This window comes from Methylocystis sp. JR02, assembly GCF_030063565.1.
GTDB classification, from domain to species: Bacteria; Pseudomonadota; Alphaproteobacteria; order Rhizobiales; family Beijerinckiaceae; genus Methylocystis; species Methylocystis iwaonis.
Genome location: NZ_JASIRC010000001.1, coordinates 2,436,736 through 2,463,544, shown reverse-complemented (window position 1 = coordinate 2,463,544; position 26,809 = coordinate 2,436,736). Strand labels below are relative to the sequence as shown.

Sequence of the window (26,809 nt, the reverse complement as noted above, 5' to 3'; positions counted from 1 at the left end):
GCTAGAGGTTTTGTAGGATAAGGGTCGGGATGGGGCGAATCTATTCTTGACCTTGAACAGTTGTGAGGGCCAATATCATGGGCGACGCCTTATATGACGCTCCTTGGCGGCGTCTCACATTTCGGATCGTACAACTTTTCAATGAGCGACACGGACGTAACGGCGGCTCATTGCGACACGTTGTTCCAGGAGGGAGCCGTGGCCAACGTTAGGATAAATGATAGTTTGCTGGCTCGGGCCGAACGCGCGGCGCTTGCGGCGCTGGTTCGTCGCTTGCCCGGCTGGACGACGCCGGACCATTTGACGTCGCTGGGATTGGTAGGGGCGGTTTTGACCTCGGCGGGCTTTATCGCTTGCTGGTGGACGAAATGGTTTCTCCTCGCCGTGGTTGCGGGGCTGGCGCTCAACTGGTTCGGTGATTCGCTCGATGGGACGCTTGCCCGCTATCGGCAGATCGAGCGCCATCATTACGGGTATTTTATCGATCATTCCGCCGATCTCATCGCGCAGACGCTGATCGTCGTCGGCCTCGGCTTCTCTCCCTTCTTCACGATTCCCTCCGCGCTTCTGGTCCTGTCGCTCTATCTTCTGATGAGCTCCTACACCTATCTGCGCGTGGTTACCGAGAGCGTCCACCGCTTGTCCTATGGCGGGATGGGCGCGACGGAATTCCGTATTCTTGTCGCCGCATGGGCGCTCATCGCCGCCTGGGTCGGACCTGTTGTTTCCACCGGCCGGATCTATTCCTTCGTCGGCCTAGACGTCGTCATCGGCTTTCTCTCGGCCTGCACTTTCTGCGGCTTCGTCTGGATCGTGCGCAGCGACTTGAATCGCCTGCAGAAGGAGGAGCGCGCTGCTCAGAAAGCGTCATCCCCCGCCGCTGTTCGGCAGGAGCCCTTGTTCGATATTCCCGAAGTCGATTTGGCGGAACAGACAGCCCAGTAACGCCAATTCCGTTCGAGCAGAGCATTGGGCCTCTCATTTCTGGCGGGCAAAGAAAATCCTGAGCCACAAATGCGCTGGTTTTGCCCGACCGCTCGATGCGCGAGCATGGGGAACGACGCCGAACCGGTCGGGCCTCGAATAATTGGGAATTCGAGATCGAGCAGCGGCGGTCATTGACCTTTCGATCAATGCTCTGCTTTTTAGCAAATCCTCTTTTTTTCACTGCAACGCTCGAAAACCACACGCCCTATTTATAGAATGCCGAAGCGCAGAGACTTTGGTGGTGTTTTAATAGCGCCATTGGGCTGCGATAATGCTTTGGCGCTGGGGAAACATGTCTAATAATAGTCTTGTGCTGGTCACGGGCGCGAGCGGCTTCATTGGGGGCGCGGTCGTCCGGCTCTTGATTTCAAAGGGCCTTCCGGTGAGAGCCCTGGCTCGGACCTCGAGCATTCGCGAAAACATCCCCGACGCATGTGAGGTTTTCGAGGGCGACGTCACCGACGAGGAGAGCGTCCGCGCGGCGATGCGCGGCGTCGGACGCGTTTTCCACCTGGCGGCTGATTATCGCATATGGGCCCCGGATCCGACGTCCGTGTTCCGGGTCAATGTCCAGGGCGCCGAGATCGTGATGCGCGAAGCGATGCGCGCGGGCGTCGAGCGCGTCGTCCATACGAGCAGTGTCGCAACGCTCGCCGCGGCCAATGGCTGCGTCTGCACAGAGAACGACCGGCTCTCCCCGGAAAAAGCGATAGGCGCTTATAAACAAAGTAAAATTCTCTCGGAACATCTCGTCGAACGGATGGTCGAGAAAGAGGGGCTGCCGGCCGTTATCGTCTGCCCCTCGGCGCCTCTGGGGCCGGGCGACGTCAAGCCCACGCCGACCGGCCGAATTGTATCCGAGGCCATGCGCGGGGCGATGCCCGCCTATGTCGAGACCGGGCTCAATATCGCGCATGTGGATGACGTCGCCGCCGGCCACCTCGCCGCCATGGAGCGAGGCGAAATCGGCGAGCGTTATATCCTGGGCGGTGAAAACTTGACTTTGTGCGACTTGTTGACTGAAATTTCCCGTGTCACGGGCCGGCGTGGCCCACAGTTCAAACTGCCGGCGACCCCTCTGATGCCGCTGGCCTATGCCAATGAATGGGGCGCGCGCCTCTTGGGGTACGAGCCTTTTCTCCATTGCGATAGCCTGAAGATGTCCCGAACGCGCATGTTTTTCGACGATCAAAAAGCCCGCCGTGAGCTCGGTTATACGACCCGGCCGGTGCAATGCGCCGTGGAGGACGCCGTCGCCTGGTTTCGCGCCGCCCCGCGCCGTTCCGGTCGCAAGAGCGCATGAGGCGGTCGCTCGCGACCGCCGCGCAGATTTTCCTCATTTTTCTTGTCCTTACGGGCGCTTGCGTCGCAGGGGAGAAGCCTAGCGGCTTCGATTTTTGCGCGCCGCCTTCGCGGCCCCTCTGCATCGACGCGCCTGTCGCCGAGGACGCCTGCGACGCGCAGGTGCAGGCCTTCATCAAGACGGTCTTCCGCTATCGCGAATGTCTGGACAAAGAGACGCAGCGAGCGGTTCGCGAAGCCAACGACGTGCTGGAAGCTTGGAAATGCCGCACGGGCGCTCTGACGTGCCGCTGACCGACGCGGCGGCGGCGCCAGTCGTCTACGATGTGACCCGGCTCGTGACGCGCGCGCTCAATCCGTCGCCCAATGGGATAGATCGCGTCGACTTCGCGCTTGCCCGCCATTTTCTCGGAAAGGGCGCGACGCCGCTGATTTGCACGGCCTTGGGGCCGCGCCTTTCCGACACGCAAAAAGCGCTCGACACCATCTCGGCGATCGAAGCCTATTGGCGCGAGGCGGCCGACGCCAACGAGGACGCTGTCTACCATTCCGTTGTCGCCGTTTTGGCGGGAGAGGGGCGTACAGAGGCGATTCAGATTCGCCACGACCGCAAGCCGGGCTTCGAGCGGGTGTCACGCAACTGGCGCGCCTTGCGCGACTGGGCGTTTCATCTTGGCCGCCCGATCAGCGAGGCGCCCGACGGCGCCGTCTATTTCAACGCAACGCAGTTTTTGCTGGACCGTCAGTGGTATGTGCGATGGCTGGAGGCGCGCCCGGATGTGAAGCCGGTGGCCTTCATCCATGATTTACTTCCAGTCGATCACCCGGAGTTTTTCCGTCCCATCGAGGCTACGCTGCATCCGCGCCGCAACCGCAACATCGCGCGATTGGCGGCCGGCGTGGTTTCGGCCTCGCGCGCCGTAGCCGACCGATTCGCGGCTTTCGCAGCCGAGAATGGCCGCGCCGATATTCCGGCCTGCGTGGCTCCCTTGCCGGTCTCACCCGTTTTCGAGGCGCCCTCGGCGCCGCCCGAGGCGCTATGCGGGCGGGATTATTTTATTGTCTGCGGCACCATCGAGCCGCGCAAGAATCACCTCTTGTTGCTCAATGTCTGGCGCGAGCTCGCGAAAAGCGGCCCGGCGCCCAAGCTCATCATTGTCGGCAAGCGCGGCTGGCTCAATGAGAATGTCGTCGACATGATGACCCGCTGCCCATCGTTGCGCGCGAGCGTCATCGAAGCAGGGGGGCTCTCGACGCCGGGGCTGCGTCGTCTCATGGCGGGCGCCCGCGCGCTGCTCATGCCCTCCTTCGGCGAAGGCTTCGGCCTTCCGGTGGCGGAGGCGCTGGCCGCGGGCGTTCCGGTCATCGCTTCCGATCTCGACGTCTTTCGAGAGCTGGGGGGCGATGCGCCCGATTTTCTCGATCCGCTCGACGGCCTTGGGTGGCTTCAAGCGGTGCGCGATTATAGGGGCCCGGAGTCTCCTCGCCGCGCAGCGACTCTGGCGCGGATGAAAGCCTCCGAGATCAAAAACGATCCGTCGAATTTCTTCGAAACAATCGATCGGTTCGTCGCGACGATTTCGTCGAGAGCGAATTGACGAACAGCAAGGCTCAGTAACCCGTCATCTCCAGATAGCCCTCGCCCGCCTGTGAGCCTTGGAATGATATGGGCCCTTCCCAGTAAGCCCAATTCCCTCCCATCCAGCTTTTGGGGTCGAGCGGCGTTGTTTCTATGTCGAGGCCGCGACTCTTTATTTGCAGGCGCCAGCGCGTCGGCAGGCTGTGCGCGTCGATCGCCGTCTGCGCCAGCGGCGTGAGCGAAATTTCGTCGGCTACAAGCAGCTTCGTGGCGCCGTCTGCCGAAATCCAATTGCCAGAGACATAGTCGCGCGGGCCGCGGAAGCGGAAGAGCATGAGCGCGTCACCATTGGCGAGATGCAAAGAGAACCAATCCCAACCTTTTTGATCGGGCGCGAGCGTCTGGCTGCTCCACTCGCGGTCCATCCAGGCGCGCCCCGTGACTGCGATGTCGCGCCCATGCAGTTTCAGCGTTCCGCCGACAGAGAAGAAAGGCTGGCTGTAATAATGCGAGGCTTGGCCCGTTTCGGCTTTTTGGCTGAAACCGGCGTCGCCTTGCAATACGAAAGGCCCGCCGCGTGTGAGATCGAGCGAATAGGAAAACTCGGGCGCGTGCGCAACAACGCGCGCCTTGCCGAAGTCGGCGTCTTGCGCCTCGAAAGACCAATCGTCGATATAGGCCTTGAATGGATCGGCCTCGACGCCCGCCGTTCCAACGCCGCCGCGCGATCTGGTCTCTGCGAAGAGATGCTCGCTTGCGCTGGTGACGGCGGCATGGGCCATCCAGACATTGCGGTCGTCCCAGCCTTCGTTCTGTGGGCGCGGCGGTTCGAGGCCGAAGCGAAAGAGCGTCCATTGCATGCCATAGGCGGCCCCGTCGGCGCCATGCAGATTGGCGGTGAGATACCACCACTCGGTGCGAAAGCGCGGATGCGCGCCATGGTCTTTGGGGAAAACAATCGGCGTTCCGCGCTTGGGCATGTCGAAGCCCGGCGCCGCGTCGCCGAGCCCGCCATAGCTTTGCGCCATCGCGGAGGCGGGCAAGAAAGCGAGGAGGAGGGCGAGAATCTTACGCGTCGCGGTCGAGCAGCCTAAACCGGGGGGCGTCATTCCCGACGGGCCGGAGGCCCGATCGGGAATCCAGAGCCACATTGGCGGCTTTGCTCTGGATTCCCGATCGCTCGCTTGCGCGAGCGTCGGGAATGACACCGTGGCTTGCAACCAACCGTCGCCATTGTTGGTCGATGAAGTCCTACCGTTCATTGGCGAACACCTTCAACAGATCGACCGGCGCGCTGCGCGACAGACGCAGGGCGGGGATCGTCGCCGCAAAAAGCGCGGTGAGAAGCGCGACGACGAAGACCGCGCCCCACTGCAACGGAAAGACATGCATCGGCAGGCGCCAGCCGAAGGCGGCGACATTGACGATGGCGACGAGGCTCCAGGTCATGAAGAGGCCGAGCGGAATCGCGATCAGCGCCGCGCCCGACGCAAACAGCATCATGCGCAACAGCTCGAGCCCGGCGAGCCGCCGGCGCGTGACGCCAATCGCCCACACCGGCGCAATATGCCCGAGCCGTAGATTGCTCAGCGTCAGCAGGCTTGCAAAGAGCGCAATCGCCGCGACGATGAGGGTGAGCGTGTTAAGCGCCGTGGTGACGGTGAAGGTGCGCTCGAAAATATTGGTCGAGATTTTCTTGATCCCGGCATTGTCGACGAGGCGTGCGAGCTTTGATCCGAAGCGGGTTTGCATCTTCTCCATCAAGGGCGCGACATCCGCCGGCGCCACGCGCAACGAATAATGCACGCCGGAGGCGTCGGAGAAATGCTGGGCAAGCCTCGCATGGTCGATGCGCAATTGCCCTTTTGGATTGCCGTAATCTGGGAAGACGCCAACGACCTTCGCGCGCCAAACGCCCTGCGGCGTGTCTTGCGGCGTTGGAATGTCGAGCATGGCGCCGAGGCCGATTTTCAGGCGCCGCGCGAGCTGTTCGCTGATGAGCGCGGCGTCTTCTTCGTGCAAGGCGCGCCAGGCGTCCGCGCCGCCTTCGAGCAGGGTGAAATGCGCGGAATAGGTTTCATGCGGCGCCAAGCCGATGATTTCGACGGGCCAGTCGGAAATGCGCGTCTTCGTGCGCCAGACAGGTAGAATGGCGGCGATCTCCGGCTGCTCCTTCGCCCAGGCTTCGATCTCGCGCGCGTCGGCGGGCGTTGCGGCTTCGAAATAAACTTCCGCGATGAGGCGCTGATCGAGCCAGCCCGTGAAAGTCTGGCGGAATCCTTCGACCATGCCGCCGACGCCGATATTGGTCGCGAGTGCAAGAAGCAGCGCCGTCAAAGCGAGCGAGAGGCCGGCGATCTCCTGCCGGCCATCCGCAAAGAACCAGCGCGCGAGCGGGCGCTGGGCAAGGCTTTCGCCGATCCATAGGATCGCCGCGAGCGCCACGGGCAGGAAGAGGGCTGCGGCGAGCAGCGCGAGCGCGATAACGGCGAAGCCCATCGCCAGCCCTTCGGCAAAAGAATAGGCGAGCGCCGCGCCGACGAGCGCGAGCGCCGCAAGCGCAGCCTGCCGGCGCAGATAGCGCTGGTGCGCATCGCGCCAGGCCATCGGCCGCGCCACCGAAAGCACGGGCAGCCGAAGAGTCTTCGATAGGCCGCTGCCGGCCGCAAGCAGCGCGCCGGCGCCGGCCATGCCGAGACCCGACAGCCACCAGCGCGCATCGAGCGCCAGTTGTCCCGGAAGCTGCGCGCCATAAAGCCCTTCGAGGCTCGCGGCGACATCCGGCAGCAGCGCGGCCGCAATGAAATAGCCGCCGACGACGCCGAGTCCGCCCGCGAGAAAGGTGAAGGCCGCAAGCTCGCAAACCAATGCGAAGACGAGCGCGCGGATCGAGACGCCGAGCGCGCGCAGGGTGCGCAGCATCGGCAGGCGCTGCTCGAACGCCAGCCCGAAAGAGGCGTTGACGATGAAGAAGCCGACGAGAAAGGCCAGTAGGCCAAAGGCGGTGAGATTGAGATGGAAACTATCGGTGAGGCGCGAGAGATCGCTCTCCTCGTCCGGCTCGACGAGCCGCAGAGAGTCGCCCGCAATCTCCGTCAGCCGCGTGGGATCAAGCCGGGTTTGGGGCGGCAGGATCAATCGCGAGAGGCGGGACGGCTTGTCGAGCGCCTTTTGCGCGACGCCGATGTCCACGATGACGGCGCCGGGCGGGGCGGCGCCGATGGCGTAGACGGGCGGCAGCGTAAAGCCGCGCTCCGTCACGAGCCGCGCGCCCTCCGAGATGTGAAGGTCGCGCAGGGTTTGCGGGGCGGCGAAACTGCGGCCCTCGCCGGTGAGAATATTCGTCGCCTCCTTGCTCTCGCGCAGCGGCGCGAGCGTCGTTGCGGCGGGAAGCGTGACGGGCTCTATGCCGATCAGCCGAATAGTCCGCGCGCCGATCCGCGTTGTTCCTTCGAGCGCCGGTGAAACCTTCACCCCGGCGCGCCGCAGCGTCACGAAGAGCGACTGCGAAAACAGCCCCCCACGCGCGGAAACGATATTCTGCGCGCCGCCGCCGGTGAACACGGCCGCCGCGTCGTCATAGCTCTTGCGCGCCTGGGCGTTGAGCGCCTGCACGCCGCTCCACAGCGCGGTGGCGATGGCGAGACCGAGCACGAGCATGGCGAGATTGGCGGGGTGGCGACGCCAATGGCTGAGCAACGCCGCCAGCGCGAAAAGCGTCTGCCTCATGATGTCGCGAGCGCTCCGGCGACGAGCCGCTCCCGGCGCGACAAAAGCGCGGCGAGACGAGCGCTATGGGTGACCATGAGAAAAGCGCAGCCCGTCTCGGCGACGAGCTCCAGCGTCAACGCCAAGACAGCGTCGCCCGCCGCTTCGTCGAGATTGCCGGTCGGCTCGTCGGCCAGCAGAAGCTGCGGCCGCGCCGCCAGCGCCCGGCCGACGGCGACGCGCTGCTGCTGTCCGCCCGAAAGCTGCTCGGGATAGCGCGAGACGAGATCGTCGAGGCCGAGGCGATGCGTCAGTCGCGCCTGCCATTGCGGATCGAGCCGTCCTGCGAGCCGGGCCTGAAAGGCGAGATTTTCGGCGACCGTGAGGCTCGCGATAAGATTGAACTGCTGGAAGACGACGCCGATCGTCTCGCGGCGCAGCGCGGCGCGCGCCTGTTCCGGCAACCCCGTGATGTTGACGCCATCGAAGATGATTTGCCCGCCATCGGCGTCGTCCAGCGCGCCGATCAGATGCAGCAACGTGCTTTTTCCGCTACCCGACTCCCCCATGAGCGCGAGCGTCTCGCCCGCTGCGAGCGAGAGGTCGACGCCCCGCAGCACGGGCAGCGCGCCTTGCGGCGTCGCGTAGGATTTGCGCAGATTGACGACGCGCAGCAGCGGGGCTGAAAGCGTGTCCAGCGAGGCCGCCTCAGTGCGGATCGACGGAGCGTGCAAGCGAAAGGCCTCTATATGATGGTTGTGGGAGCCCAACCATCATATAGGCGAAAGCGTCTCGCTGCGCCCGTCGCATTTACGACAATCGCGGAGAATGCATCCCGCTCGCGCCAGCCGCTCCTTCCGCGAGCGCGGCGATGACCGGCCAGCCGACGCTTCCCGCCGGATCGACAATCGACAGAATCCTGAGCTGCGCGTCGGCCTTGCTGCGGTCGCCGCGTTTCAGCTCGATGAAGGTCAAGGCCTTCAGCGTGAAGAGCGCGAATCGCGCCGGGCCGTCGGTATGGGATTGGCCCGCCGGCCAGAGCTTGGGATCGTCCGGCCAGCCGGCCTGGCGCGCCGCCTCCCGCATGCCGTCCAGCGCGGCGGCTTTGGCGGTTTCGAGATTGCCCATGTATGTGTGGATTTTATACAGGCAGAAATAGGCGGCGAGCGCTTCTGGCGCGAGATCCAGCGCTTGTCGAAACAAGCGATCCGCGCGCGCTTTGTCGCTGCGATAAGCGACGACGCCCTGCTGCAGCAATGTGTCTACCGGCCCCGGCAGGGTCCCGAAATCGACGCCCTCCACCTCGCGAAAAATATCCATATCGGCGGCCATCCATCCGTAATTTCCCCCATCGCGCCGTCGCAAACATGGCGCCAGCAATAGGGAGCCGCAGAGCGGCTGCGGTATTTTGCGTCGTGGCGCTTAAGCGTTAAGAAGCCGAGCATGAGCACGATTGCGCCGCACAAGAAAATCGAACAGGCCGAGACCCGCGAGCCTTATGGCCTCGCCGCGCTTCTCTTTCTCGCCACTGCGTTGGCGCTCGCCTTCCCCTGGCTTTCCGGCCGCGTCACCATCCCCTGGGACGCGAAGGCGCATTTCCAGCCGCAATTCGTCTTCCTGGCGCATGCGCTGCATTCGGGCCAGTCGCCGTTCTGGACGCCCAATGTCTTCGCCGGCATGCCGCAGATCGCCGATCCTCAGTCGCTGACCTTCGCGCCGTTTTTCCTTCTCGCCGCCGCGCTCGTCCCGGAGCCCTCCTTCGTGCTGGAAGACGCGATCGTCTTCGGCATGCTGGCGATGGGCGGCCTCGCGCTGGTGGCCTATTTCCGCGATCGCGGCTGGAGTGCGGCGGGCGCTTTGATCGCGGCGCTCGCTTTCGCTTTCGGCGGCTCGGCGGCCTGGCGCATCCAGCACACGGGCCAGATCATGAGCTTCTCATGGCTGCCGGTGACATTATGGCTGTTCGCGCGCGCGCTCGATCGCCGCTCGGCGGCCTATGGCGCGGCGGCCGGCGCGGTCGCGGCCTTCATGGTGCTCGGGCGCGATCAGGTTGCCTATCTCAGCGTGTTGATGCTTGCGGCCTATGCGCTTTACCGGGTTGCAACCGACGACGCCCCCGTCGCTTCCGCCATTGCGCCGCTTCTCGCCGGCGCCGTCATGGGCGCAGCGATCATCGCCGTGCCGCTTGCCTTCACGCTGGAGCTCGCCGCCAATTCCAACCGGCCGGAAATCGATCTCGACGGCGCCTATAAGGGGTCGCTGCCGCCCGCGTCTTTTTTCACGCTTCTGTCCGCCAATCTGTTCGGGACCGACGGACCGCTTGCCGCCTTCTGGGGACCGCCGGTCGGCGAGCCGGACCTATTTCTCGCCCGAAATATGACCGACGTCTATGCGGGGGCGATTCCCCTCGTCGCCGCGCTCGCAGCGCTGGGCCGCGGCTTCTTTGCGGAAAGGGAAGCACGCTTCTTCGCCGCCGCTCTCGTTTTCTTCGCGCTCTATGCGCTCGGCCGCTACACGCCCGCTTTCGCCTTTTTCTACCATATCCCCGGGGTCGATCTCTGGCGCCGGCCGGCCGACGCCACTTTCCTCTTCGGCTTCGCGTTCGCGCTCCTCGCCGGCTATGCCTTCACGCTCATCGAGCGTCGTGTGGCGTCGCCGCACCCGCCTTTGCTCATCGGCGCCCTCGTAGGGCTTTTCGCGCTCGCCATCGCTTATGCCGCGAAAAGGGAGCATCTCGCGCAAGCCCTTGCGCCGCTTGCTATCAGCGCCGCTTTCGTGGCGGGCGCGACGGCGTTGGTCATCGCGGTGGGCGCCGGGCGGCTGCGGGGCTTCGCGCTGCTGGCCGCCGTCGCAGCGCTCGCGACCGCCGATCTCGCGGTCAGCAACGGCCCCAATGAGTCGACGGCTCTGCCCCCGGAACAATTCGACGTGCTACGCACAGATTCGAAAGACCCGGTGATCGCTTTCCTAAAAGAGAAGCTGAAAGAGAACGCCGCGCCCGACCGCCGCGACCGCGTCGAGCTTGCGGCGATCGACTTCCACTGGCCCAACGCCTCGCTCGTCCATGGGCTCGACCACGATCTCGGCTACAATCCGATCCGTCTAAAGATCTTCGAGGACGCGACCGGCGCCGGCGACCATGTGGCGCTGCCGGAGCAGCGCGAGTTCTCCAAGCTCTCTCCCGCCTATCGCTCGCCGCTCTCGGACATGCTGGGCCTGCGTTATGTCGCGACAGGCGTGCCGATCGAGGAGATCGACAAGCATTACAAGCCGGGCGATCTGCAAGAGCTGACGCAGATCGGCAAGGTCCACATCTACGAGAACAAAAGCGCCTATCCGCGCGTGATGGTCGCGACCTGCGCCATGCATGTCGATTTCGCGCGCATGCTCGCGACGGGCGAATGGCCGGAAGCCGACTATCGCGAAACGGTGCTGCTGGAAGAGCCGCCGCTCTGCCATACGCGTAAGGGTCTGCCGCCCGACGCCGCGCGGGCGCGGCTAGTTTCTTACGGCAATACGGAGATCGTGGTCGAGACCAACGCCCCGCCCGGCGGCGGCTGGCTCATTCTCAACGACGTCTGGCATCCCTGGTGGTTCGCGACGCTCGACGGCGAGGCGGCGGAGATTCTGCGCGCCAATGTGCTATTCCGCGCGGTGCCGATTCCGGAAGGGCGGCACGAGGTGCGCTTTACCTTCCAGCCGGTTCCGGGGCTCTTGCGCGAGATTTCGCGCAGGCGAGGGCAAAGGCCGGGCGTTTAGGCTTTTATGGGCAGTCCGGGTCCCAGATAAGTCGGCCGAGATCGGTCGACTCGACATTGCGGTCCATGGGGCAATCGGGACAGGCGCTTCGGTTAGGTTTGTTCCGGCATCTGGAACATTGCCGAATGAGAGCGTTCGCCGTTTCAAGATCGAGCTTCAAAGCGTTCAGGTCATTCAAGGTCTCATCTATCCACTCCTTTAGCTCGCCGAGCAGAGTGGAAACGCTGGCTGCGGCGTCCGCGCCGCTCGCGCAGCCCTCGCGAACTCGGGCAAGCCGCTCTATGTCGCCGAGCTCTGTTCCCAGCCGCGCCAGGCGCAGCGCGACCCCGAGGCGCTTCGCATCCTTCTCGCGGTACAATCGGGTGCCGCCGGGCGTGCGCTCCGGCGCAATGACCCCGAGCTCCTCGTAAAGCCGGATCGTTCTGGGCGTCGTGTCGAGCCGTTCGGCCAGCTCGCCGATTTTCATGACATCCCTCCGGTCGCGAGGGGGGAGGCGTATAGCCATATTGCCAACTTTCTTACGTTAGCGTTAGATTGTGTCGTTGAGATAGATAATCGCGAAGCCAAGGCCGAAAGTGCCTGGCTTCATATTTTTCTGCCCCGGATTCCGATCGAGGAGCCAACCCTATGAGAAAATGGCTTTTGCCGCTCATCCCGATTTTTGCGCTCGCTTTGCCATCGCGTGGCGAGGAGACAAATGCGCCAGCCGGCGAGCGCATCGCCCTGCCTCCAGCTTATAAAAATTTCCGCGTGATTGGCCTTTCCCAGCGCTCGGATGATCAAAGCCTGCGCGCGATTCTGGGCAATGACATCGCTGTCGAAGCGGCGCGCGTCGGAAAGACAAACCCCTGGCCAAACGGCGCCATTCTCGCCAAGCTCGTCTGGAAACAGAAGCAAAGCGGGCAGTTTCCCGCGGCGACAGTCCCCGACGCTTTCAGCAGCGCCGCCTTTATGGTCAAGGATGACACTAGATACGCAGCCACCGCCGGCTGGGGCTGGGGCGAATGGGTTGGTTTGCAGCAAAAGCCTTATGATAAGGCCGGTTTCGCCCAAGAATGCGTGGCCTGCCACTCGACCGTGAAAGATCAGGACTGGGTGTTTACTCAGCCCGGGGAGCTTCCCTGAATTACCTGATCGCGGGCTGGCCGGCGGTAGGCGGCCGCTCCGTCAGGCGATCTGTGCATAAACCGCGTCGATCTTCGCCCCGCTGTTGAGCCCCTTGTGGATCGAGATCGCGAGCCCTTCGGCGCGCGCCTGCGCCTCGATTCGCGCGACAATTGCCTGTGCCGTCGCCTCGCTCTCGACAAAGGCGAAGCCCGTCGGGCCCCATGAGGTCTGGCCGCCGCCGGTCGCGCCTTCGCGCGTCAGCCGCCCGACCGCCGCTTCGACCTTGGCGCTGGTGAAGCGCCGGCCGCCCTGCTTGGGCGCGAAGTAATCGCCGACGATCTCCTGTATCCGCGCCACGGCGGCGCCAAAGGCCGCCAAATCCCGCTCGGCGAGCGCCGGCAGCGCCTGCATCAGCACGAGGCGGCACAGCTCGCCGCTCTCCGCCGCGCTGGACGGCGGCAGCGCCACAAAGGCCTCGCGCTCGTCCGCGCCATGCAAGCCCACGCAAGTCGGGTCGCAAATGAGCAGCACGCGCCACGCTTCGGGAAACGCGCTTCTGGCGATGACCGGCGGCGTCAACGTCCCCGGCCCACGCCCGCCGTCGACCACGACGCCGCCGGTGACGAAAAGGCCCGCGCCCAGCCCCGAGCGCGCGCCGCGCGACATGAGCGCGGCGTCGGCCGCCGAATCATGCGGCAAATCCTCCAGACGGCGCAAGGCGGCCGCAATCGCAAGCGCGAGCTGGGTGCCCGAGCCGAAGCCGGAATGGGCGGGAATGGCCTCGTGGATCGTCAGCGCATGGGCGGCGCCCGGCGCAAGCGCCGCCTGCGCCCGCGCCAGCAACTGCGCGCCGCGCGCGCTCTCCGGCCCTTCGACGCTGTTCTCTTCGGCGCGGGCGAGGGTCAGCCGCGTGGCGGGCGCGTCGAGGGAGAGGCCGAGCCCCCCGAATTTGCGCCCGAGCCCGCCGTTCATGTCGAGAAAACCGAGATGTAGCCGGGCGGTGGCCGCGACGCTCACTGTGGCCGCCATGTCGTTCCTTGTGTCGATCGAGCAAGACTTCACGCTCGTTTAGGCTATATCTGGCTCAGGCGAAAGAAGTTGCGCCGCCGCAAAAACGCGATGGCCGCAAGGGGAGGCAGCATGAGCGAGGAAGAACGGGCGCTGCCCGAGAGCGAGATCGTCGAGCGTCTTGGCAAGGAACTGCCGCACTGGCGCTACGAAAACGGCTGGATTCGCCGCAAATACAAGACTCATAGCTGGAAGGGCACGCTGATGGTGATCAATACGATCGGCCATCTCGCCGAGGCCGCCTGGCACCACCCCGACATCGCCGCCTCCTACGCCTGGGTCGAGGTCAAGCTCATGACCCATACAGCGAAGGGCGTGACCGACAAGGATTTCGCGCTGGCAAAAAAGATCGAGGAGGTCGTCGGCTGGCGCCCCGGCCAGGAGGGCGGGCCCCTCGAAGGCACGCCCGAGACGGACCAGCGCTTCGCCTATATCAAATATGACTGAGGCCCTTTCGTTCGACCGGGAGGCGATCGCCGCCGCCCGGGACCGCTTTTTCGCGCCCATTGGCCGGCGCCCGGTCATCATGGGGATCGTCAATGTGACGCCCGATTCCTTTTCCGATGGCGGGCTATTCGCCTCGCGGGACGCAGCCCTCGCCCAGGCGAGAAGGCTCGCGGCCGAGGGCGCGGACATCGTCGACGTCGGCGCCGAATCGACGCGTCCGGGCCACACGCCTGTGGCCGCCGAAGATGAATGGGCCCGGCTGGAGCCGCTGCTCGCCGCCTTGGTGCAGGAGGCGGGGGTTCCGGTCTCGATCGACACCTATAAGGCCGCGACCGCCCGCCGGGCGCTGTCGGTCGGCGTCGCCATCGTCAACGACATTTGGGGATTGCAACGCGATCCCGACATGGCGCCGGCGATCGCTGAGGCTGGGGCTGGGGCGGTGGTCATGCATAACCGCGACGCGACCGAGCCCGAGATCGACATCGTCTCGGATATGCTGCGCTTCTTCGAGCGTTCGCTCGAGATCGCGCGGCGCGCGGGCGTCTCCGAGCGGCATATCGCGCTCGATCCCGGCATCGGCTTCGGCAAGAGCCGACAGCAGAACTATGCAGCCCTGCGGGCCGTCCCCGAGCTTCTCGCGCTCGGATTTCCCTTGCTGATCGGCGTCTCGCGCAAATCCATCTTCAAGAACTTGCCGGACGGCGCGGTCGAGGGGCGCCTGGTCGGCACGATTGCCGCCAATTTGATGGGGGCGGTCGGCGGCGCGCAGATTTTCAGAGTCCACGACGTGGCAGAGCACCGCGCGGCCTTCGAGGTTTTTTCGACATTGCGCGGCGCTGCGGCGAAGGGGTGACGCATGAGGGTGGGGTTTGGGCTCGGCAGCAATATCGGCGACAAGCCGGCCAATATTCGCAAAGCGTTGGATCTTCTGGAAGCGCGCGGGATTGCGCGATTGACGGCGGCATCGCGGATCTACCGCACGCCGCCATGGGGCGTCACCGACCAGGGCGATTTCGCCAACGCCTGCGCGATCGGCGAGACAGATTTGTCGCCTTACGAGCTTCTCGCCGCCGTCAAGACGATCGAGGCCGACATGGGGCGCGAGCCGAGCCGCCGTTGGGGGCCGCGGCTGATCGACGTCGACATCCTGTTTTTGGGCGACCACACGCTCGACGATCCAGAACTGACGTTGCCGCACAAGGAGTTATTCGGCCGCGGCTTCGTTTTGACGCCCCTTGTCGAGATCGCGCCCGATCTCGTGCTCGATGGAGCGCCGATCGCGGAAGCGTTGCAAAAGGTCAATTGCGACGGAGTCAGGCCCTGGAGCGAAGGCTGAACGGCCTACCCTCGATGGTCGGTATTGCCGCATTGCAGCATCCCGACCCCGAAAGACGCCCGAAAAGCGATGCTGATGTCTCATAATACTCTGGTTTTAGTTAGATATTGCACCGTCTCAGAAAAATCCGCCATGCGCCCGAATCCGGACAGTAGGGTAGTCATTTCCCCATCCACTGGGGTTGTTTGGACTATTCGATAGACAGTCGAATGCTATCCTGATGGGTATTGTCATTATGTTGGTGAGAGGGAATGGTTGGGCCACGCTAAACGGGGTCTGTTGGCTTGGCTCGGGAGGGCCAGTTTGGGTCTCTGTTTAGGCGGCGACGTCGGTGTTCGTCCGATAACAACAAGGCGGCCCTATTGGATGTTCGAGCTTCTCGGGAGAATTTCTCTCTTGGGTTCGGGGTCCGAGAGCTGCGGCAAGAAAGGGCGGGACGGTCCTGGGCTCCGTTAACAGCGGGTCCGGCCTCACGTTAATCAAACGAGGACGAAGCGGCTCCGTTCCGGGAGGCGGAGCTTTTTTACCGGTCACGCGCATCCCTGGGAGCACATAGGAGGAGTTAAATATGAGCTCGACGACTAGCACGGCTGCCGGCGCAGCCGCTGAAGTAGAGTCCGTAGTCGATCTGCGCGGCATGTGGATCGGCCTTGCGGTTCTGAATGTTTTCTATCTGATCGTCCGCATTTACGAGCAGGTCTTCGGCTGGCGCGCCGGCCTCGACTCGTTCGCTCCGGAATTCCAGACCTACTGGATGTCGATCCTTTGGACCGAAATCCCGCTGGAGCTCGTCTCCGGTCTGGCGCTCGCCGGCTTCCTGTGGAAGACCCGCGACCGTAACGTCGACGCCGTGGCCCCGCGCGAAGAGATGCGCCGCCTGGTGGTCCTCGTTCAGTGGCTGGTCGTTTACGGCATCGCCATCTACTGGGGCGCCTCGTTCTTCACCGAGCAGGACGGCACCTGGCACATGACGGTTATCCGTGACACGGACTTCACGCCGTCGCACATCATCGAGTTCTACATGAGCTACCCGATCTATTCGGTGATCGCGGTCGGCGCGTTCTTCTATGCGAAGACCCGCATTCCGTATTTTGCTCATGGCTACTCGCTGGCGTTCCTGATCGTCGCCATCGGCCCGTTCATGATCATCCCGAACGTCGGCCTGAACGAGTGGGGCCACACCTTCTGGTTCATGGAAGAGCTGTTCGTTGCGCCGCTGCACTGGGGCTTCGTGTTCTTCGGCTGGATGGCGCTCGGCGTGTTCGGCGTCGTGCTGCAGATCCTCGGCCGCATCCATGCGCTGATCGGCAAGGAAGGCGTCGCCCTCCTCACCGAGTAAAATGTGACGACCCGCTCGCGCCCTTTAAGGGCGCGGGCGGAAGGTTCGGGGTGGGGCTTTTCTTTAGACAAGAGACTGAGCGTTTTCTGGCCGCCATTGGCGACTGGGGTGGTTCTTCTCGCGTCGCGGTCAGGGGTTTTCCTGGCTGAAAAGGCAAGACTTCGCTCAGGCGGCGCGCAAGCGCGGCCCAAAGGAAATGCCGGGCGGGGCCCTAGAGGCGATCGTCCGGGCGCGGTCCGGAGGCGCGACGCTTCCGGTCAGCGGCAAAAAGAAACTCGGGGCCTCAAGGCGCTCGAGAAACACCAAGGAGAAGAGTGATGTCACAATCGAAAAGCGGGGGGGCGGTCGGTCCGTTCAACTCCGTCGCCGAGGCGGCGGGTTGCGTCGCGACGACGGACTGGATGCTTCTGGTTCTGCTGTTCTTTGCGGTCCTGGGCGGCTATCACGTCCACTTCATGCTGACGGCCGGCGACTGGGACTTCTGGGTCGACTGGAAGGATCGTCGTATGTGGCCGACGGTTATTCCGATCCTCGGCGTGACCTTCTGCGCGGCGTCGCAGGCTTTCTGGTGGGTTAACTTCCGTCTTCCGTTCGGCGCCGTTTTCGCGGTTCTGGGCCTGATGATCGGCGAGTGGATCAACCGCTACGTCAACTTCTGGGGCTGGACCTACTTCCCGATCAGCCTCGTGTTCCCGTCTGCTCTGATCGTTCCGGCGATCTGGCTCGACGTGATCCTGCTCCTGTCGGGTTCCTATGTGATCACCGCGGTTGTCGGCTCGCTCGGCTGGGGTCTGCTGTTCTATCCGAACAACTGGCCGGCGATCGCCGCCTTCCACCAGGCGACCGAGCAGCATGGTCAGTTGATGACGCTGGCCGATCTGATCGGTCTGCACTTCGTCCGCACCTCGATGCCGGAATACATCCGCATGGTCGAGCGCGGCACGCTGCGCACCTTCGGTAAGGACGTTGTGCCGGTTGCGGCGTTCTTCTCGGGCTTCGTCTCGATGATGGTGTACTTCCTGTGGTGGTTCATGGGTCGCTGGTATTCCACGACCAAGCGGATCGAGCAGATCTAATCACCCAAAAAGACGCGGCGGAAATTGGTTGGATCATCGGTTTGGCCTGATCTGTCGCGGACGAATAAATCGGCTGGCGCGCGAGGCGCCGGCCGGAAGAAGAACCTGGGAGGTTTGTTCATGAAAAAGCTAGTCAAGCTCGCCGCCTTCGGCGCGGCGGCTGCTGTGGCGGCGACGCTCGGAGCGGTCGCTCCGGCCTCGGCGCACGGCGAGAAGTCCCAGCAGGCGTTCCTTCGCATGCGCACGCTGAACTGGTATGACGTTCAGTGGTCGAAGACGACGGTCAACGTCAACGAGGACATGGTCCTGTCCGGCAAGGTTCACGTCTTCTCGGCGTGGCCGCAGGCGGTCGCCAATCCGAAGGTGTCGTTCCTGAACGCCGGCGAGCCGGGTCCGGTTCTGGTCCGCACGGCTCAGTTCATCGGCGAGCAGTTCGCTCCTCGTTCGGTGTCTCTGGAGATCGGCAAAGACTACGCCTTCTCGATCAACCTGCGCGGTCGTCGCGCCGGCCGTTGGCACGTTCACGCTCAGATCAACGTCGAAGGCGGCGGCCCGATCATCGGACCCGGCCAGTGGATCGAGATCAAGGGCGACATGAAGGACTTCACCGATCCGGTGACGCTCCTCGACGGCTCGACGGTCGACCTCGAGAACTACGGCATCAGCCGCGTTTACGCGTGGCATCTGCCGTGGCTGGCGGTTGGCGCCGCGTGGATCCTGTTCTGGTTCATCCGGAAGGGCATCATCGCCTCTTACCTGCGTGTTGCTGAAGGCCGTCCTGACGACGTCATCGGCGATGACGACCGCCGCATCGGCGCGATCGTTCTCGCTCTGACGATCCTCGCGACGATCGTCGGCTACGCCGTGACGAACTCGACCTTCCCGCGCACGATCCCGCTTCAGGCCGGCTTGCAGAAGCCGCTGACGCCGATCGAGACGGAAGGCACCGTGGGCGTGGGCAAGGAGCAGGTGTCGACCGAGCTGAACGGCGGCGTCTACAAGGTTCCGGGCCGCGAGCTGACGATCAACGTGAAGGTCAAGAACGGCACGTCGCAGCCGGTTCGCCTCGGCGAATATACGGCGGCTGGCCTGCGCTTCCTGAACCCGACCGTGTTCACGCAGAAGCCTGACTTCCCGGATTACCTGCTTGCTGACCGCGGTCTGTCGAACGACGACGTGATTGCGCCGGGCGAGTCGAAGGAAATCGTGGTGAAGATCCAGGACGCGCGTTGGGACATCGAGCGTCTGTCGGACCTCGCCTACGACACGGACAGCCAGGTCGGCGGTCTGCTGTTCTTCTTCACGCCGGACGGCAAGCGCTTTGCGGCTGAAATCGGCGGCCCGGTCATTCCGAAGTTCGTCGCCGGCGACATGCCCTAAGCGAAACTCGGTAGCCTGACTAAATGCGCCGGCCGGACGAAAGTCCGGCCGGTCGCTTTTTGGGGGGCCGCTCAGCTCTAAGCGGGCGACCGCCCGGCGCGGACCGCCGCTTGTTTGGGCAATGAGCAACCTTTAGATAAGGCCAACAGGCGCATTCGCGGCGGCCACATGGCCGCGCGGAACGGCGAGCCTTCCTGGCCGCCGATCGACCGCGCCACGCGAGGAGCCGCGCGGACGTGTCCAATCTTTCCTCTTTCTTCGACGCCAGCGCAGGCAACGCCTGGATCTTCATCCCGACCGCTATTGTGCTCGGGGCCTTGCACGGGCTGGAGCCCGGTCATTCGAAGACGATGATGGCGGCCTTTATCGTCGCCGTGCGCGGCACAGTGGGACAAGCGGCGCTTCTCGGCCTCGCCGCGACCATTTCCCATTCCGCGATCGTCTGGCTCGTCGCTTTGATCGGCATGTCCCTCGGGGCTCAGATAAACGTCGAGGCCAACGAGCCGTATCTGCAGATCGTCTCGGGCTTGATGATCCTGACCGTCGCCGTCTGGATGACGTGGCGCATGTGGCGAAACACGACCGCTTCGCCGGCGCCCGCCCATGCCGATGTCGATCACATCCATGCCCATCACGGACATGAACACGATCACGACTGCCACGGGCACGATCATCACAGCCACGAGCATGGTGATCATCATCACCACCCGCATGGCGCGGGGGCAGCGCTCGCCACGAGCGTCGAAGAACAGGAGTTCGAAAACGAGCTTCTATCCGTCGATTCGACCGTTTACGCCGACGCACATGAGCGGGAGCATGCGCTCGAGATCGAGCGGCGTTTCGCCAATCGTCAGGCGACCACGGGACAGATCATCCTTTTCGGGCTCACTGGCGGACTCATCCCCTGTCCCGCCTCGATCACCGTCCTTCTGCTCTGTCTGCAGGCCGGCCGCTTTACTCTTGGCGCGGCGCTCGTGCTGGCGTTCAGCATCGGCCTGGCGCTCACGCTCGTTCTGGTGGGCGTTGCGGCGGCGCTTGGGGTCCGCCATGCGGTCTCGCGCTTTCCGGCGCTCGAAGGGCTCGCGGCGCGCGCGCCCTATCTCTCGAGCGGCCTCGTGGCGCTCGTCGGCCTTTATACGATCGTGATCGGCGCGCGGGGGCTCGCCTGACTATTTCCCGCCATGGAAGGCCGATTTCTGGACACGGGGGCTGATGGGCGCGTCCAGAAAAAAGTCGAGCACCGCCTCATAGGCGGGATCGACCGCATAGGACGAGAAATCCATCACGCCCTCCTCGGCGAGCACCCGAACGTCGATAAAAAAGTTCCCCGTGCATGCGCGCGACGGGCGCGTCAGCACGGCATGCGCTGCATCCGCGACGATCTCGGGTTTGCGCGAGCGCCGGATGATCTCCTCGCCCCCCAAAAGATTGCCGACGGCCGCGGTGGCGATCGCCGTCTCGGGCCAAAGCGAATTCACCGCGACCCCGTCCCGCGCGAGCTCCTTGGCGAGGCCGAGGGTGACAAGGCTCATGCCATATTTCGCCATCGTATAGGCGAGGTTGGGGGCGAACCATTTCGGGTTCAAATCGAGCGGCGGCGAGAGCGTCAATATGTGCGGATTCTCGGCCTTGCGCAGATGCGGCAGCGCCAATTTGGCGCAAAGATACGCGCCGCGCGCATTGATCTGGTGCATCAGATCGAAGCGTTTCATGTCGAGGAGGTCGATGCCGCGCAGGTCGATGGCGCTGGCGTTGTTGATGAGAATATCGAGACTGCCGAAGGTCTCGACCGTTTTGGAGACGGCGGCCGCCACCTGATCGTCGAAACGTATGTCGCAGGGCAGGGGCAGAGCCTTGCCCCCCTCCGCCTCGATTTCAGCGGCGGCCGTGTAGATCGTGCCGGGAATTTTCGGATTTTCGGCCACGCTTTTTGCAGCGATCGCGATATTGGCGCCGTCGCGGGCGGCCTTTTTGGCGATCGCGAGACCGATGCCGCGGCTGGCGCCCGTGATGAAAAGCGTTTTGCCCCGAAGCGATGCCGTCATCCAGATAAATCCCGGAAAACCCAGAGGAGCTAACAAATAGCCGAAAGCCGATGAACGGCAAGCGGCGGCCAAGGCGCGGGAGTCGCCCTCGGCCGCGGCGAAAGGGCCCAGCCATCGGCCGGGCCGTAGGGGTTTAACGGGCGTTCTTCAGAACGGCGTCCATCAGCGAAGATTTCGGGAGCTTCTTGCAGTAGCGCGAAATCTTGGCGGTGTTCCGCTTGACGTAGCGCGAGTCGATGACGGTAATATTGTTCTTCGCGCTGAAGTAACCGCGCATCCAGTTTCCAATGAAGTCTTGCGTGCCGGCGTCATAGCCACGGAAATCCTTGCAAGTGATTTCCGACATATCGATCGTAACCTGAGCAGAGGCCGGGGCGACGAAAGCGAAGGCGCTCGCGGCGCCAGCAAGAATGAGCTTGCGGATCATTTGTGTAGCCATCCCTTGTCGTTATTTCTTGTCGAAAGCGCGCTGCAGGCCCGCCATGACGGACTCGGACTTGTTGGAGGCGCACCAGTCGGTCACGCTCGCGGCGTTCTTTAGAAAAAGACTGACATCGATAAAGGTGCGGCCGCTCTTTTGCGCGAACCACCCGCTCATAAAGGCTGCGAAGTCGCTTTGGTCCTCCGCCGGCATCGCCAGCAATTCGCCGCAGGTAATCTTGGTCATATCCAACTTGACTTGCGCCTGCACAGCCGCAGGCGCCAACATCGCCGCCATGGCGAACCCGAAAATCAGCTTATTCATGCGTTTCCTCCAAAAAATACGCGCGCCAGCGTCGTTCGCACAATCGACGAATCGAAGTGAAAAACGCTTCTCCATTCGGCGCAAGCGCGGACATCACATACAGACCAAAAACAAACTTTGGCTTAAACCTGAGCAGACAGACTGCTCGTAAGTCGCAGCACGTTTGCGAAAATATTCTAATTCCACGCTAATTCTGAGTTTCGCGGTCTTCGAGGGCCTTGCCGCCCGGCCGGTGGACGCGGGCCGCCGTCTGATTTACTTTCGGCGCCGCAGCATCAAGCGCTTTTTTTGACAGAGACATGACATGGATTGGATGCGCCCGCGCGCTTATCGCCGCCTCGCTGGGGTGTCGCTGGGCCTTATTGCCGTGATCGCCGTCGTGGCGCTGAGGTTTGGCGCCGGCGCGCAGGACGGGGCGCCAGCGGCGCCGCCCGCGCCGCCCGTTACGGTTGCGCATCCGCTCGCCGAGACCGTGCCGCGTTTCGATGAATATACCGGCCGTTTTGTCCCGGTTCAGCGCGTGGAGGTGCGCCCGCGCGTCTCCGGGGCCGTCGAAAAAATCCATTTCACAGACGGCCAGATCGTGAAGGCGGGGGATCTGCTTTTCACCATCGACCCGCGCCCCTATCAGATCGCCGTCGACAGCGCCCGCGCCGATGTTGTCCGCATGCAGGCGCAAACCTCTATGCTCTCCAAGGACGCCGCGCGCGGCGAGAGCCTCGTCGGCGGCGGGACGATCACGAAACGCGATATGGACCAGCGCCGCGGCGGGTCGGACTCAGCGCGCGCGCAGTTGGCGGGCGCCGAAGCGTCTTTGCGCAATGCGGAGCTCAATCTGGAATGGACCCAGGTGCGCGCGCCCATCGCCGGCCGCGTCTCCGACCGCCGCATAGACGTGGGCAATCTCGTGCAGGCCGGGGCGACGCTCTTGACGACGCTTGTCGCCCTCGATCCCATCCATTTCGAGTTCGATGTGTCGGAGTCGGATTATCTGCACTACGCCCGAGCCGGGACGGGCCGAGAGAAAACGGGAAAGATTCCCGCTTTCGTGCGCCTTGCCGACGAGGTCGATTGGAAGCGCTCCGGCGCGATCGACTTCATGGACAACCAGCTCAATGTGCATTCCGGCACGATCCGCGCCCGCGCTGTTCTCGACAATAAGGACTTGTTCCTGACCCCCGGCGCTTTTGGCCGCGTGCGCGTCAATGGCGGGGATTTCGCGGGGTTGCTCGTCCCCGACGCCGCCATCGCCTCGGATCAGACGAACAAGATCGTGCTGGTCGTCACGCCGGATCGCAAGGTGGCGGCGAAGCCCGTAACGCTCGGGCCCCTCCATAAGGGATTGCGCGTCGTGTTGTCCGGCCTCGATCCCAGTGATCTCGTCATCACCGCCGGCCTCGCCAATCCCATGGTGCGGCCCGGCGCGACCGTCGCGCCAACCGAAGGCGCGATCGCGCCCTCAGCGAAATAGGCAAGAGGCGCATGCGTTTTCCGCATTTCTTCATCGAACGGCCGATTTTCGCCGCCGTCATCTCGGTGCTGCTCACCATCGCGGGCCTTATCGCCCAGCGCGCGCTGCCGGTGTCGGAATATCCTGATATTGCGCCGCCGACAGTGATGATCACCGCGACTTATCCCGGCGCCTCGGCGGAAGTCATCGCGCAGACGGTCGCCTCGCCCATCGAGCAAGAGGTCAATGGCGTCGACGATATGCTTTATATCGTCTCGCAATCGACAGGCGACGGCCTGCTCACGATCAATGTCGTCTTCAAGACGGGCGTGAATATCGATCTCGCTCAGGTGCTGGTGCAGAACCGCGTCGCCATCGCCACGCCGCGCCTGCCGGAGGAAGTGCAGCGCTTCGGCGTCGTCGTGAAGAAGGCGTCGCCCGATCTGATGATGGTCGTGCATCTGCGCTCGCCCGACGGTTCGCGCAGCCAGCAATATATTTCCAATTACGCGACGCTTTATGTGCGCGACGAGCTGGCGCGCCTCGAAGGCGTCGGCGACGTGCGCGTCTTTGGCGCGCGCGACTATTCGATGCGCGTCTGGCTCGATCCGGACAAGGTTGCCGCGCGCGGCATGACGGCGGGCGAGGTTGTCGCCGCCTTACGCGCCGCCAATCTCCAGGTGGCGGCAGGCGCAATCAACCAGCCGCCGGCGGCGTCTCCCGGCGCCTTCCAGCTTTCCGTGCGCACGCTCGGCCGGCTTTCCGATCCGGCGCAATTCGCCGATGTCGTGCTGCGCGCCGACGCCGACGGCCAGGTGCGGCTGCGCGACGTGGCGCGGGTGGAAATCGGCGCGCAGGATTACACCGTCAACGCCTATCTGGATCGCGACGCGGCGACCGCCATCGCCATCTTCCAGAAGCCGGGGTCGAATGCGCTCGCCACCTCCGCCGCCGTGGAGGAGGCCATGGTGCAGGCGAAGAAGCAGTTCCCCGCCGGCCTCGATTATTCCATCGTCTATAATCCGACCGAATTCATTCAGCAGTCGGTGGACGAAGTCGTTCGCACACTCGGCGAAGCGATCATTCTTGTTGTCCTGGTCGTCATCCTTTTTCTACAGACATGGCGCGCGGCGATCATTCCTGTTGTGGCGATTCCGATCTCGCTCGTCGGCAGTTTCGCGGTGATGAAGCTGGTGGGGCTCACCTTCAATACGCTGTCGCTCTTCGGCCTTGTGCTGGCGATCGGCATTGTGGTCGACGACGCCATCGTCGTCGTCGAGAATGTCGAGCGTTATCTGGCGCAGGGGATGACGCCGAAAGAGGCTGCGCATAAGACCATGGATGAGGTGGGCGGCGCCCTCATCGCCATCGCGCTGGTGCTTTGCGCCGTCTTCATCCCGGTCGCCTATATTACCGGGCTGCAGGGCGCCTTCTACAAGCAATTCGCCATCACCATCGCTTCCGCGACGCTGATTTCGGCCTTTGTGTCGCTGACGCTCTCCCCGGCGCTCGCGGCCATTCTTCTCAAACCGCATGGCGAAGAGCACACGGCGCACGCTGGGCGCTTCGAGTTTCTGCGCCATCCGCTCAACGCTTTTTTTGCGCGCTTCAATCGCCTTTTCGACGCCATGTCGGCGCGCTATGGCGCATTGACGGCGCGGCTGGTGCGGGTCGGGCTCGCCTCGCTTTTGGTCTATGGTCTGCTGATCGCCATTGCGGCAGGGCTGTTGTGGCGCACGCCGACGGGCCTCGTGCCGACGCTCGATCGCGGCTATCTCATCGCCGCATTCCAATTGCCGCCGGGCGCCGCGCTCGACCGCACCGACTCCGTGATGCGGCAGGCGACGGACATTATCCTGTCGCGGCCGGGCGTGGCATCGAGCGTCGTCTTCACCGGCTTCGACGGCGCGACCTTCACCAATGCGCCGAATTCCGGTGTTATTTTCGTCACGCTGAAATCCTTCGAGGAGCGCCACAGGGCTGGCCTCACGGCGTCCGGCATTCGCGATGACATCCGCGCCGCGCTCGCGCCGATCAAGGACGCCTTTGTTTTCGTGCTGGAGCCGCCCGCGGTGCCGGGCATTGGCACGGGCGGCGGCATCAAGGGCTATGTGCAGGATCGCGGCGGCATGGGGCTTCCGGCTCTGGAAGGCGCCGCTTGGTCGCTTGCCGGACCGGCGATGCACACGCCGGGCGTCGCTCAGGCCTTCACGCTGTTCAATACGCGCACGCCGCAGATTTTTGCCGACGTCGACCGCACCAAGGCGGAGATGATCGGCGTGCCGATCACGCGCGTGTTCGAGACCATGTCGATCTATCTCGGCTCGGTCTTCGTCAACGACTTCAATATTTTAGGCCGCACCTACCGCGTCATGGCGCAGGCCGACAATCCGCACCGCTTGACGCTGCGCGATCTCTCGGAACTCAAAACGCGCAGCGCCACCGGGGAGATGACGCCGCTCGGCGCCCTGGCGAGCTTCAACGATACGACCGGCCCTTTCCGCGTGCCGCGCTACAATCTTTACCCGGCCGCCGAGGTGCAGGTGAATCTCCAGCATGGCGTTTCGTCAGGGCAGGGCATCGCCATGATCGAGGGGCTGGCGAGCAAATCGCTGCCGCAGGGTTTCGGCTTCCAATGGACCGAAATCGCCCTGCAGGAGAAGCTTGCCGGCAATACCGCGATCCTCGCCTTCGGGCTCGCCGTCGTCTTCGTCTTCCTGCTGCTCGCCGCGCTTTACGAGAGCGTCGTGCTGCCGCTCGCGGTCATTCTCATCGTGCCGATGTGTATTCTGGCCGCCATGAGCGGCGTCGCGGCGCGCGGGCTCGACCGCAATATCCTGGTCGAGATCGGCCTCGTGGTGCTGATCGGCCTTGCGGCGAAGAACGCCATCCTCATCGTGGAATTCGCTCGGCAGGGCGAAAATGAGGGCAAGGATCGCTTTACGGCGGCGATCGAGGCGGCCCGCACGCGCCTGCGTCCGATCCTGATGACGTCGCTGGCCTTCATTTTGGGCGTGCTGCCGCTCGCCGTGTCGCATGGCGCCGGCGCCGAAATGCGCCAGTCGCTCGGCGTCGCGGTGTTCAGCGGCATGCTTGGCGTGACGATCTTCGGTCTTCTCTTCACCCCGATCTTCTATGTGCTGTCACGCGGGCTCGGGATACGATCCTGGCGCTCGTAGCGGCGACAGGGCGTCGGAATCCATTAACAAACCCTCTACGCAGCCGCGTCGTGCCCGCGCTTGTCGCGGGCATCCACGCCGGGACATTACGACATGCGGGGAGAAGAAGCGGCGTTGCTCCCGCTCATGTTCTTAAGCCTTTCAGCGTCGGCGCGGCGTGGATGGCCGCGACAAGCGCGGCCATGACGCTGGAACACGTCCGCTCATCAACCCCCAATTCGAAGCCCTTAGCGGGGCGACGAAAGGCTTGCGCTCGCGTTCGATTCCGTTTTTCATTGGCGACGCCAAACGAAAGAGAAAGA

24 protein-coding genes are annotated in these 26,809 nt (G+C 63.8%); 15 read left to right on the top strand and 9 right to left on the bottom strand.

The features are described from left to right. The first annotated feature begins 198 nt into the window (after positions 1-198). The 4 genes from QNA11_RS11750 (at position 199) to QNA11_RS11735 (ending at position 3,887) form a co-directional block, all read left to right on the top strand. Positions 199-945 carry a CDP-alcohol phosphatidyltransferase family protein gene (locus QNA11_RS11750; protein ID WP_283483187.1) on the top strand — a complete coding sequence of 249 codons (747 nt, stop codon included), beginning with the start codon at positions 199-201 and terminating at the stop codon, positions 943-945. A 334-nt stretch (positions 946-1,279) separates the two neighbouring features. Next, positions 1,280-2,290, top strand: a complete 1,011-nt coding sequence (hpnA, locus tag QNA11_RS11745; RefSeq protein WP_283483186.1) for a hopanoid-associated sugar epimerase — start codon at positions 1,280-1,282, stop codon at positions 2,288-2,290. Next, the gene (locus QNA11_RS11740; RefSeq protein ID WP_210340710.1) at positions 2,287-2,583 is read left to right on the top strand and encodes a hypothetical protein; all 297 of its coding nucleotides are present in this window, start codon (positions 2,287-2,289) and stop codon (positions 2,581-2,583) included. The genes hpnA and QNA11_RS11740 overlap by 4 nt, the downstream gene beginning before the upstream one ends. After that, positions 2,553-3,887, top strand: coding sequence for a glycosyltransferase family 4 protein (locus QNA11_RS11735; RefSeq protein WP_283483185.1), 1,335 nt, complete (start codon positions 2,553-2,555; stop codon positions 3,885-3,887). Before QNA11_RS11740 ends, QNA11_RS11735 begins: the two co-directional genes overlap by 31 nt. Before the next feature lie 13 nt (positions 3,888-3,900). On the opposite strand, the gene QNA11_RS11730 is transcribed toward QNA11_RS11735, so the two are convergent. From QNA11_RS11730 to QNA11_RS11715, 4 genes are all read right to left on the bottom strand, one after another. Beyond that, complete coding sequence (locus tag QNA11_RS11730) at positions 3,901-4,977, bottom strand: lipocalin-like domain-containing protein (protein WP_502867564.1); 1,077 nt, start codon at positions 4,975-4,977, stop codon at positions 3,901-3,903. 142 nt (positions 4,978-5,119) lie between these two features. Beyond that, positions 5,120-7,597, bottom strand: coding sequence for an FtsX-like permease family protein (locus tag QNA11_RS11725; RefSeq protein ID WP_283483184.1), 2,478 nt, complete (start codon positions 7,595-7,597; stop codon positions 5,120-5,122). Continuing rightward, a complete protein-coding gene (locus QNA11_RS11720; protein WP_283483183.1) occupies positions 7,594-8,310 on the bottom strand; it encodes an ABC transporter ATP-binding protein in 717 nt (238 codons plus the stop codon). Before QNA11_RS11720 ends, QNA11_RS11725 begins: the two co-directional genes overlap by 4 nt. Before the next feature lie 76 nt (positions 8,311-8,386). Beyond that, entirely contained in the window at positions 8,387-8,896 is a 510-nt protein-coding gene (locus QNA11_RS11715) for a tetratricopeptide repeat protein (RefSeq protein ID WP_283483182.1), read from the bottom strand. 123 nt (positions 8,897-9,019) lie between these two features. Between QNA11_RS11715 and QNA11_RS11710 the strand changes: the two genes are divergently transcribed. Next, the gene (locus QNA11_RS11710; protein WP_283483181.1) at positions 9,020-11,335 is read left to right on the top strand and encodes a hypothetical protein; all 2,316 of its coding nucleotides are present in this window, start codon (positions 9,020-9,022) and stop codon (positions 11,333-11,335) included. A 4-nt stretch (positions 11,336-11,339) separates the two neighbouring features. Here QNA11_RS11710 and QNA11_RS11705 read toward each other — a convergent pair whose 3' ends face one another. Beyond that, positions 11,340-11,801, bottom strand: a complete 462-nt coding sequence (locus tag QNA11_RS11705; protein ID WP_283483180.1) for a MerR family transcriptional regulator — start codon at positions 11,799-11,801, stop codon at positions 11,340-11,342. 161 nt (positions 11,802-11,962) lie between these two features. Here QNA11_RS11705 and QNA11_RS11700 point away from each other — a divergent pair, with 161 nt between their 5' ends. Next, positions 11,963-12,460 (top strand): cytochrome P460 family protein, encoded by a 498-nt coding sequence (locus QNA11_RS11700; RefSeq protein WP_283483179.1) that lies wholly within the window; start codon positions 11,963-11,965, stop codon positions 12,458-12,460. 42 nt (positions 12,461-12,502) lie between these two features. On the opposite strand, the gene QNA11_RS11695 is transcribed toward QNA11_RS11700, so the two are convergent. Further along, on the bottom strand, positions 12,503-13,471 hold the full coding sequence (locus QNA11_RS11695) for a beta-ribofuranosylaminobenzene 5'-phosphate synthase family protein (protein ID WP_283483178.1): 969 nt from the start codon (positions 13,469-13,471) through the stop codon (positions 12,503-12,505). A gap of 111 nt (positions 13,472-13,582) precedes the next feature. On the opposite strand from QNA11_RS11695, the gene QNA11_RS11690 reads away from it, so the two are divergent. The 7 genes from QNA11_RS11690 to QNA11_RS11660 all read left to right on the top strand — a co-directional run bounded on the left by QNA11_RS11690 (position 13,583) and on the right by QNA11_RS11660 (position 20,257). Further along, positions 13,583-13,957: a 4a-hydroxytetrahydrobiopterin dehydratase gene (locus tag QNA11_RS11690; RefSeq protein ID WP_283483177.1), complete on the top strand. Its 375-nt coding sequence runs from the start codon at positions 13,583-13,585 to the stop codon at positions 13,955-13,957. Then, a complete protein-coding gene (gene folP / locus QNA11_RS11685) occupies positions 13,950-14,810 on the top strand; it encodes a dihydropteroate synthase (protein ID WP_283483176.1) in 861 nt (286 codons plus the stop codon). The genes QNA11_RS11690 and folP overlap by 8 nt, the downstream gene beginning before the upstream one ends. A gap of 3 nt (positions 14,811-14,813) precedes the next feature. After that, a complete protein-coding gene (gene folK / locus QNA11_RS11680; RefSeq protein WP_283483175.1) occupies positions 14,814-15,293 on the top strand; it encodes a 2-amino-4-hydroxy-6-hydroxymethyldihydropteridine diphosphokinase in 480 nt (159 codons plus the stop codon). Positions 15,294-15,861: 568 nt separating this feature from the next. Continuing rightward, the gene (amoC, locus tag QNA11_RS11675) at positions 15,862-16,632 is read left to right on the top strand and encodes a bacterial ammonia monooxygenase, subunit AmoC (protein WP_281927381.1); all 771 of its coding nucleotides are present in this window, start codon (positions 15,862-15,864) and stop codon (positions 16,630-16,632) included. A gap of 317 nt (positions 16,633-16,949) precedes the next feature. Continuing rightward, complete coding sequence (gene amoA / locus QNA11_RS11670) at positions 16,950-17,708, top strand: bacterial ammonia monooxygenase, subunit AmoA (protein WP_202074341.1); 759 nt, start codon at positions 16,950-16,952, stop codon at positions 17,706-17,708. A gap of 120 nt (positions 17,709-17,828) precedes the next feature. Beyond that, positions 17,829-19,088, top strand: coding sequence for a bacterial ammonia monooxygenase, subunit AmoB (gene amoB / locus QNA11_RS11665; RefSeq protein WP_202074342.1), 1,260 nt, complete (start codon positions 17,829-17,831; stop codon positions 19,086-19,088). A gap of 236 nt (positions 19,089-19,324) precedes the next feature. After that, entirely contained in the window at positions 19,325-20,257 is a 933-nt protein-coding gene (locus QNA11_RS11660; protein ID WP_283483174.1) for a nickel/cobalt efflux transporter, read from the top strand. On the opposite strand, the gene QNA11_RS11655 is transcribed toward QNA11_RS11660, so the two are convergent. The 3 genes from QNA11_RS11655 to QNA11_RS11645 all read right to left on the bottom strand — a co-directional run bounded on the left by QNA11_RS11655 (position 20,258) and on the right by QNA11_RS11645 (position 21,878). After that, positions 20,258-21,133, bottom strand: a complete 876-nt coding sequence (locus QNA11_RS11655) for an SDR family oxidoreductase (RefSeq protein WP_283483173.1) — start codon at positions 21,131-21,133, stop codon at positions 20,258-20,260. 133 nt (positions 21,134-21,266) lie between these two features. Beyond that, positions 21,267-21,560, bottom strand: coding sequence for an HdeA/HdeB family chaperone (locus QNA11_RS11650; RefSeq protein WP_202073092.1), 294 nt, complete (start codon positions 21,558-21,560; stop codon positions 21,267-21,269). A gap of 21 nt (positions 21,561-21,581) precedes the next feature. Then, complete coding sequence (locus QNA11_RS11645; RefSeq protein WP_283483172.1) at positions 21,582-21,878, bottom strand: HdeA/HdeB family chaperone; 297 nt, start codon at positions 21,876-21,878, stop codon at positions 21,582-21,584. A gap of 304 nt (positions 21,879-22,182) precedes the next feature. Between QNA11_RS11645 and QNA11_RS11640 the strand changes: the two genes are divergently transcribed. Together QNA11_RS11640 and QNA11_RS11635 are read left to right on the top strand one after the other, a co-directional pair. Then, positions 22,183-23,349: an efflux RND transporter periplasmic adaptor subunit gene (locus tag QNA11_RS11640; protein WP_283483171.1), complete on the top strand. Its 1,167-nt coding sequence runs from the start codon at positions 22,183-22,185 to the stop codon at positions 23,347-23,349. Positions 23,350-23,360: 11 nt separating this feature from the next. Beyond that, the gene (locus QNA11_RS11635; protein ID WP_283483170.1) at positions 23,361-26,507 is read left to right on the top strand and encodes an efflux RND transporter permease subunit; all 3,147 of its coding nucleotides are present in this window, start codon (positions 23,361-23,363) and stop codon (positions 26,505-26,507) included. The last annotated feature ends 302 nt before the right edge of the window (positions 26,508-26,809 follow it).

Excerpts from the sequence above, each read along its gene's own strand:
- hpnA (WP_283483186.1), top strand. The coding sequence starts at position 1,280 with ATGTCTAATAATAGTCTTGTGCTGGTCACGGGCGCGAGCGGCTTCATT.
- QNA11_RS11655 (WP_283483173.1), bottom strand. The coding sequence starts at position 21,133 with ATGACGGCATCGCTTCGGGGCAAAACGCTTTTCATCACGGGCGCCAGC.
- QNA11_RS11715 (WP_283483182.1), bottom strand. The coding sequence starts at position 8,896 with ATGGATATTTTTCGCGAGGTGGAGGGCGTCGATTTCGGGACCCTGCCG.
- QNA11_RS11635 (WP_283483170.1), top strand. The coding sequence starts at position 23,361 with ATGCGTTTTCCGCATTTCTTCATCGAACGGCCGATTTTCGCCGCCGTC.
- QNA11_RS11730 (WP_502867564.1), bottom strand. The coding sequence starts at position 4,977 with ATGACGCCCCCCGGTTTAGGCTGCTCGACCGCGACGCGTAAGATTCTC.
- amoB (WP_202074342.1), top strand. The coding sequence starts at position 17,829 with ATGAAAAAGCTAGTCAAGCTCGCCGCCTTCGGCGCGGCGGCTGCTGTG.
- QNA11_RS11640 (WP_283483171.1), top strand. The coding sequence starts at position 22,183 with ATGGATTGGATGCGCCCGCGCGCTTATCGCCGCCTCGCTGGGGTGTCG.
- QNA11_RS11690 (WP_283483177.1), top strand. The coding sequence starts at position 13,583 with ATGAGCGAGGAAGAACGGGCGCTGCCCGAGAGCGAGATCGTCGAGCGT.
- QNA11_RS11645 (WP_283483172.1), bottom strand. The coding sequence starts at position 21,878 with ATGAATAAGCTGATTTTCGGGTTCGCCATGGCGGCGATGTTGGCGCCT.
- folP (WP_283483176.1), top strand. The coding sequence starts at position 13,950 with ATGACTGAGGCCCTTTCGTTCGACCGGGAGGCGATCGCCGCCGCCCGG.
- amoC (WP_281927381.1), top strand. The coding sequence starts at position 15,862 with ATGAGCTCGACGACTAGCACGGCTGCCGGCGCAGCCGCTGAAGTAGAG.
- QNA11_RS11650 (WP_202073092.1), bottom strand. The coding sequence starts at position 21,560 with ATGATCCGCAAGCTCATTCTTGCTGGCGCCGCGAGCGCCTTCGCTTTC.
- QNA11_RS11725 (WP_283483184.1), bottom strand. The coding sequence starts at position 7,597 with ATGAGGCAGACGCTTTTCGCGCTGGCGGCGTTGCTCAGCCATTGGCGT.
- QNA11_RS11740 (WP_210340710.1), top strand. The coding sequence starts at position 2,287 with ATGAGGCGGTCGCTCGCGACCGCCGCGCAGATTTTCCTCATTTTTCTT.
- QNA11_RS11695 (WP_283483178.1), bottom strand. The coding sequence starts at position 13,471 with ATGGCGGCCACAGTGAGCGTCGCGGCCACCGCCCGGCTACATCTCGGT.
- QNA11_RS11735 (WP_283483185.1), top strand. The coding sequence starts at position 2,553 with ATGCCGCACGGGCGCTCTGACGTGCCGCTGACCGACGCGGCGGCGGCG.
- QNA11_RS11705 (WP_283483180.1), bottom strand. The coding sequence starts at position 11,801 with ATGAAAATCGGCGAGCTGGCCGAACGGCTCGACACGACGCCCAGAACG.
- QNA11_RS11700 (WP_283483179.1), top strand. The coding sequence starts at position 11,963 with ATGAGAAAATGGCTTTTGCCGCTCATCCCGATTTTTGCGCTCGCTTTG.
- folK (WP_283483175.1), top strand. The coding sequence starts at position 14,814 with ATGAGGGTGGGGTTTGGGCTCGGCAGCAATATCGGCGACAAGCCGGCC.
- QNA11_RS11710 (WP_283483181.1), top strand. The coding sequence starts at position 9,020 with ATGAGCACGATTGCGCCGCACAAGAAAATCGAACAGGCCGAGACCCGC.
- amoA (WP_202074341.1), top strand. The coding sequence starts at position 16,950 with ATGTCACAATCGAAAAGCGGGGGGGCGGTCGGTCCGTTCAACTCCGTC.